This window comes from Emticicia sp. CRIBPO, from assembly GCF_009905725.1.
GTDB lineage: Bacteria > Bacteroidota > Bacteroidia > Cytophagales > Spirosomataceae > Leadbetterella.
In genome coordinates this window covers 65221-80513 of the sequence record NZ_JAAAKV010000011.1, presented here as the reverse complement: position 1 = coordinate 80513, position 15293 = coordinate 65221, and the positions used below count along the sequence as shown (strand labels likewise).

At 38.3% G+C, this 15293-nt stretch carries 13 protein-coding genes and 1 pseudogene; 1 reads left to right on the top strand and 13 read right to left on the bottom strand.

The features are described 5' to 3' along the window. Positions 1–50: 50 nt before the first annotated feature. The 3 genes from GVN16_RS21200 to GVN16_RS21190 form a co-directional block, all read right to left on the bottom strand. Positions 51–1187, bottom strand: a complete 1137-nt coding sequence (locus GVN16_RS21200) for an AraC family transcriptional regulator (RefSeq protein WP_166565955.1) — start codon at positions 1185–1187, stop codon at positions 51–53. A gap of 544 nt (positions 1188–1731) precedes the next feature. Further along, positions 1732–2334 (bottom strand): REP-associated tyrosine transposase, encoded by a 603-nt coding sequence (locus tag GVN16_RS21195; RefSeq protein ID WP_166565954.1) that lies wholly within the window; start codon positions 2332–2334, stop codon positions 1732–1734. Between the two features lie 330 nt (positions 2335–2664). Beyond that, entirely contained in the window at positions 2665–3090 is a 426-nt protein-coding gene (locus GVN16_RS21190; RefSeq protein WP_166565953.1) for a helix-turn-helix transcriptional regulator, read from the bottom strand. Between the two features lie 240 nt (positions 3091–3330). On the opposite strand from GVN16_RS21190, the gene GVN16_RS26220 reads away from it, so the two are divergent. After that, positions 3331–3459 (top strand): hypothetical protein, encoded by a 129-nt coding sequence (locus tag GVN16_RS26220; protein ID WP_255490329.1) that lies wholly within the window; start codon positions 3331–3333, stop codon positions 3457–3459. A 354-nt stretch (positions 3460–3813) separates the two neighbouring features. Here the strand turns inward: GVN16_RS26220 and GVN16_RS21185 are convergent, their stop codons facing one another. The 10 genes and pseudogenes from GVN16_RS21185 to GVN16_RS21140 form a co-directional block, all read right to left on the bottom strand. Next, positions 3814–4278 (bottom strand): hypothetical protein, encoded by a 465-nt coding sequence (locus GVN16_RS21185; RefSeq protein WP_166565952.1) that lies wholly within the window; start codon positions 4276–4278, stop codon positions 3814–3816. Between the two features lie 752 nt (positions 4279–5030). Beyond that, complete coding sequence (locus GVN16_RS21180; protein WP_166565951.1) at positions 5031–5570, bottom strand: hypothetical protein; 540 nt, start codon at positions 5568–5570, stop codon at positions 5031–5033. Between the two features lie 160 nt (positions 5571–5730). After that, positions 5731–7434 carry an AIPR family protein gene (locus tag GVN16_RS21175; RefSeq protein ID WP_166565950.1) on the bottom strand — a complete coding sequence of 568 codons (1704 nt, stop codon included), beginning with the start codon at positions 7432–7434 and terminating at the stop codon, positions 5731–5733. Positions 7435–7845: 411 nt separating this feature from the next. Continuing rightward, positions 7846–8994, bottom strand: coding sequence for a DUF4062 domain-containing protein (locus GVN16_RS21170; RefSeq protein WP_166565949.1), 1149 nt, complete (start codon positions 8992–8994; stop codon positions 7846–7848). 745 nt (positions 8995–9739) lie between these two features. Next, the gene (locus GVN16_RS21165) at positions 9740–10708 is read right to left on the bottom strand and encodes a hypothetical protein (protein WP_166565948.1); all 969 of its coding nucleotides are present in this window, start codon (positions 10706–10708) and stop codon (positions 9740–9742) included. A 2-nt stretch (positions 10709–10710) separates the two neighbouring features. Continuing rightward, positions 10711–11022 carry a VCBS domain-containing protein gene (locus tag GVN16_RS21160; RefSeq protein ID WP_166565947.1) on the bottom strand — a complete coding sequence of 104 codons (312 nt, stop codon included), beginning with the start codon at positions 11020–11022 and terminating at the stop codon, positions 10711–10713. A 375-nt stretch (positions 11023–11397) separates the two neighbouring features. After that, entirely contained in the window at positions 11398–12135 is a 738-nt protein-coding gene (locus tag GVN16_RS21155) for a hypothetical protein (protein ID WP_166565946.1), read from the bottom strand. Positions 12136–12237: 102 nt separating this feature from the next. After that, positions 12238–12456, bottom strand: a pseudogene (locus tag GVN16_RS21150) (carboxyl transferase domain-containing protein); the annotation flags it as partial. A gap of 26 nt (positions 12457–12482) precedes the next feature. After that, positions 12483–13286: an esterase family protein gene (locus GVN16_RS21145; RefSeq protein ID WP_229244286.1), complete on the bottom strand. Its 804-nt coding sequence runs from the start codon at positions 13284–13286 to the stop codon at positions 12483–12485. Between the two features lie 461 nt (positions 13287–13747). After that, the gene (locus GVN16_RS21140; protein WP_166565944.1) at positions 13748–15289 is read right to left on the bottom strand and encodes an acyl-CoA carboxylase subunit beta; all 1542 of its coding nucleotides are present in this window, start codon (positions 15287–15289) and stop codon (positions 13748–13750) included. Positions 15290–15293 lie beyond the last annotated feature (4 nt).

Genomic DNA, 15293 nt, shown 5'->3' with positions numbered 1-15293 from the left:
CAAGCGACCGATTAAAAAAAGTCGAACGCATTTGTGACAGAGAAATCGAATTAAATCGGATTTTTTCTGAATTCAGTAGGGGTTGCTCCTGTATATTTTTTAAAATAAGTACTGAATGAAGATTTGGAGTTGAAGCCAACCTCGTATAGAATTTCAAGAACAGTTAAGTCTTTTTGTGAAGGATCTTTCAATATTTTTTTTGCCTTTTCGATTCGATATTCATTAATGAAATCAAAAAAATGTTGGTTCATATACAGATTAATCAATACCGACAAATCTTTGATAGGCATTTTTAGTTGCTCCGCCAGGTCCTGAATGGTAAGCGATGAATCCAGATAAGGTTCATTTGTAATCATAAACGCTTTTAAATAATCTATTTGCTTATTTTTTTCGTCATCGATTACAAGAGATAATTTATGTTTCTGAGTAAGCTGTGCAATTGGTTTCAGCTGGGAATTTACTCCCCTGAAAAAATCAGGCTTGCTTAATGCCTGAAACAGATACCAACACGTACAAAATAAAAATGCAAAGCCATCCAGCGTTACAATCCATTCTCTGACCTCACCCGAACCAAGAATAAAAGTAACCAACCAACGGATGAGTACTATAAAATGGATAACATAATACAGAATAGTTATTTTGTAAAGGGCATTTAGTATCGAGTTGTTCGGATCGGTATAATTTTCAAGATAGATGGTTTTAGATTTTCTGATCACTAAAAAAGAAGCAATGAAATACGCCTGAAATAGAAATTCAAAGAGGAAATAAAAAAAATGCATGATGGGTGTTTTATTCATCGCATTGATGAAACTCACTTTCGCAACCCGATCTTCAAGATAGATCCCATACATCATATACAAATTGAATGCAACAAACGGAATGGTGTGCAAGAGATGTTTCGGCCTTAATCGAAATTTGGAAACACAAACCGACAAAACATAAAGGTAAAATGATGCCGGAGCTAAATAGTTAACACTCCAACGAAAAGCCTCAAGGTTGATGAAATTAACAGGGAATTCACGCATTAAAAATTTGCATGCATCAACGGCATTGGTGATAAGAAAAAAAGCAAGAAGCCAATTAGACAGTCTGTACTTTGTTTTTACGGTGAGCAAAAACAGGGCAAGAAAAAGCACAAGAAAAATCCCAATAGAAGAAACGAGATGTAGAAAGTGAAACTTGTCCATGTTTTTTTATCAAAGACAAATTTAATATTTCCATCTTTTCAGAAAGTATATTACAGCGAAAAATAATGTTTGATTGATTCTGTAGCGAAATTCAAAGTGTTTTCATCAACGGTTAGCTACTGCCGAAGTTAAAAGCCCAGCTTTCCAACGTCTCCGGACGTAAGGAAGGCGTACCTCGGTCTCTGACCGATATTCAGGATGTTTTTGGTATAATTTGTCAGATATCCTTATCGGCGGTCAGAGGCCGCGTGCTTTCCAACGTCTTCAGACGTAAGGAAGGCGTACTTCGGTCTCCGACCGATATTCAGATGCTTTTGCGGCCACTCGTTAGATCCCAGATATCCTTTATTAGCGAACTTTTCCTTCAGCGGTCAGAGACCGCATGTTGTCCAACTTCTTCAGACGTAAGGACGGTGGACGTCGGTCTCCGAGCGACATCGTTAATCATTTTAAAGGATATTGTCCAAATTCCCTTTAACGAAGCTTTCAAACAGCGGTCAGAGACCGCGTGTCGCCGTCCTTACGTCTGAAGACGTTGGAAAGCTCACCAACTCATAATATCCACATCAAAGCCCTTACTTTTTAAGGGGTTAATGATCGGCATGCCTGCAATGGTTACTGGAATCAGACTTTCTCTGTCCACATAATTTGAAGCACTTGAATAAAGATAATCGGACGCCTTCGAAACTATCCCGGCTCTCACCGGATTCATATGAATATAATTGATCTTGGTCCATAAGAAACGTTCAGAAAAAATCTCCTCAGGATGATTGCCTGTTTTCCAGAACTGGTGTTCACTGTGTTTCTGGTTATTTCTTGCTGCAAAAAGAAATCTTTTTAACATCCAGTCTGATCTGCTCTCTTCCGGGGTTTCGATTTCCTCCAGGATTTTCTGGGCCGTAAACTTTTTGAAGTCCCTGATGAGGTCCGAAAGCCTTCCGTTTTCAGATTGTGCGATGAGGTGTATGTGGTTACTCATAATGACGTAGGCGGTGAGCGTAAGTCCTTTCTCATTCTGACAAAACAGAAGACTGTCGAGAAGAATGTCCCTGTATTTCTTCCTGGTGAATACGTCTACCCAGTCTACGATGGTCAACGTTAGAAAATGCATAACGTCCTGATTGCGAATGTAATTTCCTTTAATCATTGTTTGTGTGTTTTTTTTGTTGGTGGCTGTCCAACGTCTTCAGACGTAGGGACGGCGGACGTCGGTCTCCGACCGATATCGTTTATCCTCTTAAAGGATACTATTCAAATTTTCTTTAACGAAGCTTTCAAACAGCGGTCAGAACCGCATGCTGTCCAACGTCTTCAGACGTAAGGACGGCGTACTTCGGTCTCCGACCGATACCGTTTATCATCTTAAAGGACACCATCCGAATTTCCCTCAACGAAGCTTTCAAACAGCGGTCAGAGACCGCGTGTCGCCTTCCGGTACGTCTGAAGACGTTGGAAAGCTGACGTTGGAAAGCCGATCCTACCTCCCCTCAATCAACCGCTCCAGCCTCGCTATCATCTCCTCTTTTTCTTTCAGCATCCGCTCGTAAAGGGCTATTTTTTCCTCGTGAAGCTGAACAATTTTGTCTATCGGCTGAAAGGTCGGGTTATAGTTGATGCCATTTAATATGGAGCCGTTGTCAAATGTATTCGAAATGATGTTGACCGCCTGTTCTTCATCAAAATTCATAAATGCTTCTACCGGTAATTTCAGTACGGCTGCAACCTGCTCTAAAACAGGGGTCTGGATACGCTCCTTCTGCTCCAGAATCGATATTTTCTTCTGGTTCCATTCTTCGCCGAGTTCAAACGCCAGGGCTTCCTGCTTGATGCCCAGCATCTCGCGGAAACGTTTTACATTACGGCCTTCATGAATTCTTTTGTTGGGTGTTGCTGTATGTGTCATATAATTAGAACGGGTTTTATTGAGGGTGAAAATTACATATTTTATTGATCAGAAAATACTTTTGCAATGAAAATTTGGACGTTTTGAGGGTTTTGCTACAAGGTTTGGCAAGCTTCCTGTGCTTTACAGGTCGATATACTTTTTTAGACCTTCGATATGACCCAAAAGCTGCTCGGTATGATCTCGGAGGTCCTCGATAAGACCAAAAAGCTCCTCGGTATGATCTGAAAGCTCCTCAATATGACCAAAAAGATGTTCGGTATCATCTCTGAGTTCCTCGATATGATGAAAAAGCTGCTCGATATGATCTCAGAGCTCCTCGATAACACCAAAAAGATGCTCCATATGACCTCAGTAGCTCCTCGATAAGACCAAAAAGCTGCTCGGTATGATCTCAGAGCTCCTCGATATGATGAAAAAGATGCTCCATATGACCTCTGTAGCTCCTCGATAAGACTAAAAAGATGCTCAATATGATCTCTGTGGTCTTCCATATGACCAAAAAGACGCTCCATATGACTTCAGTAGCTCCTCGATAAGACCAAAAAGCTACTCGATATGATCTCAAAGGTGCTCCATAAGACCAAAAAGCTGCTCGGTATGATCTCTGAGGTCATCCGTATGACCCTAAAGATGATTGATATACACTTTGGTAGAATAAAAAACACCCTGCTGAACCAATTGTTCAACGGGGTGTTTGTCAGTGTGGGTACTTTGAGAGATTTACTCTTCTGTTTTCTTTCTTGTTTTCTTAAAGTGGGCAGAAATTTGCGATAACTGTGCTTTGATGTTGTCGTCGCTCCCAGCCGACCTTTTAAGATAGGCATAAATGTCGTCTGAGTTGCTCATCGCATCCGATCCCGCCGCGGTCATGGTGTCTTCGATTCCTTCAGCCAGCGACTTGATGTTTACTGCGATCTCGCTCAGGTAGTTGTGAAGGGTGAGGTCTTTTTCAAGTTCAACGATGTCGATCGACGGAGGAATGATGCTGGGAAAAGCCTTTCCGGCACGAAGACAATCAGCCACATAAGCCAACCCTTTGTTGCCCATTTTCCTGAATTGAGACCTTTCGGCAGTGGTGAGGTTAAGCAGGAACGGTAGTTTGGTTTTAATTTCTGCGATTTTAGCGATGATTTCATCTCTTTCTGCAGCCGAAAGTGTAGCGGAGATTTTGTTTTTGTTAAACATACATGAGTTGTTTAAAATTTGGAAATAGTTTTTATCATTATTCAGACGCCCGACCCCCGGAAAAGTCACCTATTTTCGGCGAGAAATTATAATACGGTAGTTTTTTTGGGGGTGGGAGGCTTTGGATGATCTTGTCCTAATTATTGGTATCCTATCAGCTTTTCGAAACTATTGGAATAAACAGTCTATACTTCTTGAATTGTGTTGTTGCTCTAAACCTAATAGCCAGAGTATAATTTTTTAAAGTCGTCTAAGTTGTCGAAAATTACAACCGGTCTTGTTTTACTATTTCGGTTTTGTTCATATCTAAAAGCAGTTTAGTTTTGATAGGTCCGCAGTTATTTTTTTACAGTCTAACAATGCGGTTGCATGAAAAAACGTCGATAACAGTTGATGCTAAATGGAAAAACTGAATTCGGAGATCACAACTGAAAGGCAAAGAATAATTCTTAGGCTTGAACAACAAAAGGATAGAATTAGAAAGGCTCATTATTTACTCATTTAAACATTTTTATAGTGAACTCTTGAGGTATAGTCATTAAACCGGCCAAGGGGTATGTTAATGGAAGTGTTTATTTTTCATGGGTCCGGCTTGAGAAGTTTTCTACTATGATCTAAGGCTCGGGAAATTGAAACATGAGAGTCAAATTTATAGCTAGAATTCCATTGAAAAAAAACATTTAGAACATGAATATGTACGGCCCGACAGGTTTTGTTCACTCGGAGCAAAAACTTACATTAGACTAGTTTTATTAAAAACTTATGGAAAATTGTTTGAACATTTTTCCCTTTGTCATATACTGAAATTCGATTTTTCTGTGTTCAACATTTATTTCGTAATACACTCCTAACACATATCTACACACATGCTCTGGAAATGTCTTTCCGTCATATGACCAAATTCCATCAAATGTATCTCTTGTCAAACATTTAAGTCTAATCTTATCTTTTCTTTTTTCAGCTTGTGAATGTGTACTTCTCTTCATTTCAATCGCAATTAAATTATCCTGCTTAATATTCTCGCCCCTGCTGTGTATTATTAAGTCACAGCATATTTGAATTATTTCATATTCTCCTTGAACGATTGTCTTGATTTTTCCATCTTGTTTTCTATTATATTCAATATCGGTGTAATATTCTTTATAAGGAGAATTGTTTAACTCTTCTCGTATGTATAACATGAGAGAGCCACATAAATTTCTTTCGCTTACTCCTGATAGAATAGCCTCTGATTCTTTACTAAGAAATTTATTATTTGCGGTTTCGAATAAAAGTTGAATTTTGCTTAACATAATTACAATTATTGGGTTATTAATTTAGGTATATTGTTGAAGTATTGGCAGTTTCTGTTGTCCGTCTGCTAAAGCTTATTATTGAACAAAAAATCGAGAATATATTCTTGATGCCGTCATATTCAATCACATTATTGATGGTACATCTAGATCGTATATTCTAGGTATCGATTTTTTGAAGCATTTCGTCCATTATAGTTTGCCTTTTAAGTCTGTCATCTGTTATGTCTGTAATAGACTGAATGATAGCTACAGCTTTATTAAATGGTTCTTTAACTGTATCTCCATGCTTAGCTAGTGCTTGAATTATTTTGTTACATTCAGCTTCAATTTTCTTAGAATTTATTTGAGAGTTTTTTTTTCCACAAATAATTGCTCTAACGAGTAAGAGAATATGCCACTTGTATTTTCTCATATTCTGGGGAATATCGGCACTAGCTACAAGTAAGTGCAGACGATATAATGTCAAACATGCAGTGTAGAAAACAATCTCTTTAACATCCTCGGCAAACATTTTGTCTGTGAATAATTCATACATTCTTTTTGGGTACCGGTATGATAATTCTGGCCTTTCAATAAACATAGCACATACGGCTTTTGAAGCTATATTAACTGAAAATATTCTTATACCCGGTACATCTTTTCCAATGTACTGCCTATCTCTTCTCTCAAAATAAATTCGGCCATCTTGACCTTCATATGTGTTGAAGTAATTTTCAACTCTTTTTACAATCGGTCTTAATGAAATAAACTGTGTTTCATCAACTTGTGTTTGGCTATTTGTAGCACGTACTAATTCTGAGAAGACATCTTCATTAGAAGTTTCAACTATTTTTAGATTAACCATCAAATCATCTCCTAAATTATCCCGATTTTCGAATAGAACATTTGATGTTTGGCAACCGTTGACTATCTGATAGTTTTGAAGATGAAGGATATTTCCCTGAACCCTTACATCTTCACTTACAATAGTAATCCCATTATTTAATACTGGAAACATTGAAGAAGTCTTTTTGTTTTTTATTGTTTCTGAAATAGCACTATTTACAAGATTTTCAGTTCCTAAAAAAGCCCTAACATTTTCTTCAAATACATTGCTTCGTAGATTGCCGTCTTCATTAATTAGAAGTTCATTAACGAAGTCTTTTGCTTTTACCACGGCTAAATAAGCTTCTTCAATTCCACTAATACTCGGAAGCGGAGCATTACTGAACATGGATAATTTCGAAGTCACCCCTGAATAAGTGTTTACCCATAATTTTGTTATTTCATCTCTCCCTAAAAATTGAAAATCGATTTCACTAAAGTAGCCGAGTTCATTTAGCTGTCTAACAAATTCATTTTTTGCAGCTTCAATTGCTTCTGGTTTTTGATAAAGTCCAGTGGTTACATATCTCGCAGTAAAAGAAGGTTTTCCATTTCTGACCTTTGTTACATTGTCTATTATTACGTCAAAAGTTTCTCTTGCCGATGCTTGAATGTCGTCGTTAACGTCGTAATTGTCTGAAGTTATAAATTTATTAATTGATTCTTTAAATTTCAAAAAATCCCCCAAATCAAAGGATTCACTTCTTTTAGATTGTATAAAGACAACTTCTACGTCCTGATTTTTTCGTTCGGATTTGAATACGGTTATTGCGTCTTCGTCTGATATAACTAATTCTTCATTAATTAGGATAGCAATTCCATCTGTACCATCGTCATTATCACTAGTCGTAATGGTCTCTATTTCGATAGGGCCAATCATTTTCGCCGACATTATTGAATAGTTGACAAACATTTCAAATTGAACACTTTCATCTAGTTGCTCAAATCCATTATTTTTGACGAAGCTCTCCAAGTGAGATTTAATTATTCTATGCATATGTTTTTTCTGTTTTTTTGGGATCACGTAAATGTTAAATATGTTTTCGGATATTACTAAAAAAAGAGAATTAATAACTGAATGCTGCAGTTGGATAACCTGTTATCCTTTAAGGATGGGCTTGTATTGTTCTATTAATCGTTAAGCCCCATCGTTTCTACAATTCTCACATTCACAATATTCTCCCAAATCTCAAGAAACTTAAAAGAAAGAAACCTGCCCCATTGAAGTCGTTCGTATTCTACTGGTGTCAAGGGTCAATGATTTTACGTCTAACGGTTTTAGGCTTTGCGTTCGGCTGTTTTTCGCACCACAAAGTTTCAATTTATTACTAAAGTTTGTTAGACGCATAAAGATCAATGTTTACATATCAGCCAGTCTGACTCAAAGCCATGTTTAGCTGTTGTGCTTCTACCTTCTTTCCATAAATGCTACGTCTCTCAGAAAGGATACAAAAAGTTGCATGTCGTCTGATAATTGAAGTGCTTGAACGATATTAAATTTCCTTAAGCATGCTCTAACATTGTCAATTGTCGGGGACCCATAAAATTCCTTAAATATCTCTTTGGTTATGTAGCCTTCGTAGCGTCTATACAGATCCTCATTTATACCTGCAATTATCCATGACTCAATTTCTGGATTTGCTCCATAAAAATGCACATTTGGCTTAATTAAATTGCCCAGCAGTATTTGTGAGTTCTTTTTAAAAGTCTCAAATTGTTCTGCATTTTTTGCATCTGTGTCTACAAGCACAATGACTTGGTCAAAAGTTTCAGCAAACGGTTTTATGTAATCATTCGCATTTTGAACTATTCTATACTTTCCATATGAGGGAATAATTACAAAATCTCCTTGGATTTTTGACTTTCTAATAAGTGTTTGAACAACTATTCTATCTATTTCTCCTTCGACTATTATACAAATCCTGTTTTTAGTATATTTCTTACTTACTGTGGTCTTTAATTTAAGTTTGTCATATTCGTCAATGTAAACTTTCAATTTCTCTTCAAAATCAACAATTGTACTATACGGAACGATCCAGTTATTTCGTCTTTGTTTAGTAATCCAATCAATAAGGTCAAACAGTCCATTCTTTTCCGCATACGCTGGTTTGAATGTTTTTAAATATTGATTGTGCCGTCTAGTTTCTTTTTCGTCAAGTGTTCTTTGCCTGCAAAACGTAATTACATTTTTGTTTAGGCTATATGCTCTCTCTAATTCACACCATGTGATACTCATTTTGTCAATTGTTACTTCAATCTCTTCTTTTAGTCTGTCTCCTTTGGCATCAAATCCTGAAATTGAAAATTTAAATGACTTGTCTTTCTTCAACAAATCTCCACTGTATTTGCCTCCATACCTTTTGTCAATTATGCATAATACCATTTGACAATCTTCAATAGCTAAAAGACATTGGTCATGTGAATGTAAATCAATTTTAGCGGGAAAAGTTGGGCTTTCATGAAAGATAACTTCATGTCCATTTTTACTTAGAACTTCAACGATTTTCGCTCTGAAGTCAAGTAAGTCATATGCGGTTGAGCTTAAAAATATTTTCATTTCTAGGATTATGACAACCGTAAATGCGGTTAACTCGTAAATATGCGAAAGATAAAATTATTTTAGGATATACGCAAGTGGAGGTGTTTTGAATTTTAATGTTTTGTAAATTAAATATTTATCGTGTAAAATAGATGGAAAAAGCCGGTGCGTGGCTGCAGAACGGTTTGCTGTGAGCTAGCTTTGAAGTTAGGAAGTGCTCGCAAGGAGGTGAATCTTTGGAAATAGTTTGCAGATACTTGAAACAAAGGCCGGATAAACAATCGCTAAATCTCACAGCGGTTGTTCCCATGCCTCTTCTTCTGCAATCAGGTAAGTGGTCGCGAACTTTTCTGCGTATTCGGCTTCTTTTTCCAGGAGTTTCTGGGCCAGGGCTTCGGCTACTGAGATTTCTTTTTTGAAGATGGTATGGCGGGCAATGTTTTAGTATTACAGAAAGGGAGAGGATTTATTAAAGATGGTTAATCTAAGAACTACTGTTAGATTTCGCACTAACCCAACACTTGCCAAACGGATTTATTGTTAGCGAATTTGTCACTTGTTTTGAACTAGGAAAAATGTCTTTCATTAATTTAGCCAATACAGTAAACTGTTGGCTAAATTAATGAAAAAGCCTATTCTTATTGGATTAAAGGAATGAACTGTAAAGAAGTACAAACATTGAACTTAGTTTTTAACTTCGCTTTTAGACAAAGTGTTTGTTGTGCTTTTCGTTTTCTTGGTTATTTAAAGGGAATATTACTTTTTAAAAATTTGCTAAATTGAATGTGGTTGTCAGACTATAGGTAAGTCTTTTGGATAGTGAGTTTCCTTTGTTTTGGACATCAAAAAAATCATTCGACTGAATACCTAAGCCTATGATTGGCACTCTTACTCCTGTTTTTTCCGATTGCTTTGTTAAATACAATATGCCGCCAATATTACTTATGAGTTTAATTTTCCCCAAGTTGGTAGAATAGTATATAGTGTATCCTATTTTCAATTTATCTTTGTCTTCCTCGTTTTCTGATGGACAGTTTGTATATGCAAATCTAACTGGGAATCTATCAAACTCCTCATAAGTGCCTTGTCTGCCAGTGATTGTCTTTCCATATTCTCTAAATGTAGTTGACGTAGAATCGTAAACCCTGGTGTAATCCTTAACTTCAACCCCTTGCAAAGTTGAATAATTGTTCGTTCTGGTGTAACCTAGTATTGCAGTGATTAAATGCTTCCCTTTAACTAATAAATTATAGTTAAAAGATAGGCTGCTACCATTAAAGTTGAAATTGGATACTTGCTTGCTGAAAATTGTATCGTTTTTGAATAATGTGTACTTATTTACTTGGAAGTCATATCGTACTGTCACAAAGTCGATTAAATTTGATTCTTTTTCTCTATTTGTAAATAGATAGATTTTTGTATAACCGACATTATAATTAGTGCTTGCGTTGAATTTCCCTGCAGAAAATAACGTCGCCACACCGTCAGATGGTTTTGCCTTTATGCCTGCGGTTATATATTTTAAAGGCATAACGCCATTATTATTCGGTAAAGCAAAATATGTTTTAAACTGCAAGCTTTGATCATTTGAGTTTAGGCTTCCCAATAAATGACCGTTTGCTAGCCCATTTGGATTTTGAATAATCTCATCACCTTCAACCGACTCTACTAAAATTTGAGAGTGTGAAAGAAAAGGGATAGCTAGTGAGATGATCAACAAAAATGTTTTCATAATTAGATGTTTGAAATGATTATAGATTTTTGCTCAATATCAGAACCTTCTTTAATTAAACAGGTTAAAGTTTCATCTGGTTGTCCTTTAATTTTTATGGTGAGTTTTGTGCTAGCACCGTTCTTCCCTTTAGCGATCATCGTTACTTCTAAGGAAGTGCCATCAATAGGATAATTAGGTAGATTTTTATAGAAGTATTTGCCTTCAGTATTATAAACCCATAATCCGATCTCATCATGTGTCTCAAGAAATACTCTACAATCTAATATTGAACCTAATGGTTTTAATTCGAGCTTTAAGTCTTTTGTTGTCATTTTGTATAGCTTTAAGAGTGATTTTTAATCTGATTGAATTAGAATTTATCGGGTTTGCCTACTCTTTCAATATGCAGTTTTCGGCTTGGCTGGTCAACAAAAAGATGTAGTTTGTTAACACATCAAAATTGAGGATAAATTATGACTGAGGTAACGGGATTTTTACGGTATTGCCTGTGGGGTTTTTACGGTATATATGATTAGGTAATGATAAACGAGGCTTAATTTGGCAAACTTTTCTGACTATGCGGCTTCTTTTTCGAGGAATTTCTAGAGTGGGGGCTTAGGATTAGGAGATTTATTGAATAACATAAAGTAGGTTGAGCTATGCACGAGTTGTTCCATTATCGCAAAACCCTTGTTACAGCCGGTTTTTCATCTCGTCCAATAAATTTCTAACAATTCGTAGGCTGTCTTTGGTATTAATTTTCGGTCTTCTTTACTTTGTCCGCTTACTGATTGTAATTTTTCTTTAAGATCAGCATACATTGGGTGTTTTATACTCGATAATAAAAGCCCACCTTTATTGAGTTGATCCGTAATTTCGTTTTTTAGTTTTTGCTTTTCGGTTTGTAATTGGTCTATATAGGCAAAGCCAACGCTGATTATGGCATTTGACCTCACTTTTTCAAGTTGCTTGCCAAGGAACGGAAGCCCATATTTTTTAAAGTCTTCAAAGATTTTTTTTACGGTTTTTGTTGTGGTTTCGACTTGTCCGTTGTGAAAATAGTAAGCGTCCTTAATATCTAAAACTCCGGAATTATGTCTCAATACTTTTAGGTCTACATGCGGATTTAGAATTCCTGTGTTGTATTGGTTTGAAAAAATGTATTCTGGATTAAGTCTTGAGGCAATCGAACAAGCAAAGTTTTTGTCTTTAAGTGTGAAAACTATATGAAGTAGTTCGCTAACATTCAAATTATTAACTTGTCGTAGTCGCTGAAATGTGTAACAACCATTTTTATATGTCAAAAACTCAAATTCGGGCAAAATTTCTTTCGCTGTCTGAATGAGAATTTGTTTTATTTCTCCTTTTTTCAGTTCAGGTGATTTGTCCTGCTTATCAAGAAAACCCTTTATTTTGCCAAACCAGTTCAATTTGTCTATTGTCATTTATGATGTTGCTCTGCAATTGACTCTAAATTATAAATAAGTAAAACATGAATTAGAATATTTACAAACAATAAAAATCCCTAAATCACAACACACTTAACCCTACAACGGTATATTCCCATGCTTCTTCCTCGGCAATTTTACTACTTTGTTTTCTAACATCGCATACGCTTTGATCAGTTTTCTCCGAGTTTCCCCCGGATGAATGACCTCGTCAACAAAATCTCTTTCTGCTGCCAGGTAGGGGGTAGCGAACTTTTCTGCGTATTCGGCTTCTTTTTCCAGGAGCTTCTGGGCCGGATCTTCGGCTTCGGAGATTTGAAGATGCTCTCGCCAGCCTCCCTGTTTTATTTCTTTGAGCTTAAATTTTTCAAATCAATACTTCCGTCAGGTATTTCTTTACTGTCTGATTCGTCACCAACCAGAAAATCGGCCAGGGAGACAATATCAGTGGCACCATGACCACCATAGATGGGGTGCCAATACGTTTTAACTCCTTTGGCTTTGGCCATGTTAACAAGAGCCTCAGTACCTTCATAATTGCCATATTTATCATACAGGCCACAAGAAAGATACAATTCCGGATAGTCAGCATTGGCTTTCTTGATTAAGTCAATGGGAGAGATTTTGTTCCACTCTTCCTCATTGGAGACGTATTTTTTTGCCATGAAGTATATCCCGAACGCTACTTTGGGATCTGCCCCGGTGCGTTTCAAGGCTGCCTTTATGGCGTTGAAACCTGAAAACGGAGAATCGAGATACACGCCGGGACACAATGAGGCAACTTTCGAAAACAATTCAGGATGACTCAGCCCCAGGATTAAAACATTCAGACCACCCATAGATTCACCAAGTAAAATCCTGTTTTCAGGTCTACCTGTTTTGGACTCAATAAACGGCAAATTAACTACAAAGTCATCCATTAAGCCACTTTCAGCCTTTGTGTTTCGTGGTGTTAACAGCCATTCAGGGCCGTAGGAAACCAGTACCACGGTTGGCGGCTTCACATTCGATTTTTGCCAGTGAGACTGAATCAATGAGGTGAAGTAGGTGTCATCGTTCCAGATCGTATTATCTAAATTCCTTCCGTGAAAATGGTAAATGATATCTTCACTAACACCTGTGCTTGCTTTGTACACTATAAAACTCAACTTTCCCTTTGTAAATTTTTCCGATTTTGACGGTATAAAACTTACTTTTTGAACGCCGTATGGACTTGTTAATTTCCCCCAGATCAAATAGATGCTTAATAAAAGGATTAAAATAACACCAAAGATTTTTATTTTTTTAATAGAAATACTTACTGATTTCATGTTCTGTTTTGGTAATGCTTATATTTTATATCGTTCCAGGTACGTCTGTTAATGTTATTTGCCAATATAGGATCCGCGGCTTCGTTGATTGCTTTTTTGAAGATGATCTCGCTGGCGATGTGTTGGTATTACAGAAGGTGGGTAATCAAATAATAAAGTCCAAATCAACTCCTTTACTTTGTCAAACCAGTTCAATTTGCCTGTTGTCATTTACAGTATAGCTCTACATTGACTCTAACTTATATAGATGCGAAATATAGCATAAAAAATTAACATACGTAAGCATTCAAAACTGATCATTACAACGGAATGTTCCCATGCTTCTTTTTCGGCAGCTTCACCACCTTATTCTCCAGCATTGCGTAGGCTTTGATCAATTTCCTGCGAGTTTCCCCCGGATGAATCACTTCATCAATAAACCCTCTTTCTGCAGCCAGGTAAGGAGTGGCGAACTTTTCTGCGTATTCGGCTTCTTTTTCCAGGAGTTTCTGGGCCGGGTCTTCGGCTTCGGAGATTTCTTTTTTGAAGATGATCTCGCTGGCTCCTTTGGCTCCCATCACCGCAATCTCGGCTGACGGCCAGGCGTAGTTGAGGTCGGCCCCGATGTGTTTGGAGTTCATGACGTCGTATGCCCCGCCGTAGGCCTTGCGGGTGATGACCGTCACCTTTGGCACGGTGGCTTCGCTGAGGGCATAGAGCAGTTTGGCTCCGTTGGTGATGATGCCGTTCCATTCCTGGTCGGTGCCGGGCAAAAATCCGGGAACATCCACGAGTACCAGCAAAGGAATATTGAAACAGTCGCAGAAGCGGGTGAAACGGGCGGCTTTCTTGGAGCTTTCGATGTCGAGCACCCCGGCCAGACTCATCGGCTGGTTGGCTACAATGCCGATGCTTCTGCCTGCCAGTCTGACAAAACCCACCACGATGTTTTCGGCGTAATAAGGATGTATCTCAAAGAAGGATTCTTCATCACAAATGCCTTCAATGACGGTCTTGATGTCGTAAGGCTGGTTGGCGTTTTGCGGGATGATGTTTTCCAGTCCGGCACGGTATTCATCGCCTAAAACATAGGCGGCCTTAGGGGTAGTGTCTTCGCAGTTTTGCGGCATGTAGCTCAGCAAAGTCTTGATCTGGGCGATGCATTCGACGTCGTTGACGGCCGTCAGGTGGGTTACGCCCGACTTGGTCGAGTGGGTGGAGGCCCCGCCGAGTTCTTCGGAGCTCACTTCTTCGTTGGTGACCGTTTTGACGACGTTCGGGCCTGTCACAAACATATAACTGGTGCCTTCGACCATCAGGGTGAAATCGGTAATGGCAGGAGAGTAAACCGCCCCGCCGGCACAGGGCCCCATAATGGCAGAAATCTGGGGGATCACCCCTGAAGCCAGTACATTCTTATAAAAAATATCTGCATACCCTCCTAATGAGCGTACGCCTTCCTGTATCCTGGCTCCGCCGGAGTCATTGAGCCCGATGAGCGGTGCCCCGGTTTTCATGGCGAGGTCCATCAGCTTACAGATCTTTTCGGCGTGGGTTTCTGACAGTGCTCCACCAAAAACGGTAAAGTCCTGGGCAAAAACATAGACCAGACGGCCGTTCACCGTGCCGTAGCCGGTTACGACGCCATCGCCGTAAAACAATTGCTTATCCATGCCGAAATCCTGGGTGCGGTGCACCACCAGGGCCCCGATTTCTTCGAAACTGCCTTCGTCCATCAATAAATGGACCCTCTCGCGGGCGGTCAGCTTGCCTTTTTTGTGTTGTGCTTCTATCCTGTTTTTACCGCCGCCCAGCTTTCCGGCTTCGAGCTTACGGTTTAATATTTCCAATTTTGATTTCATATCC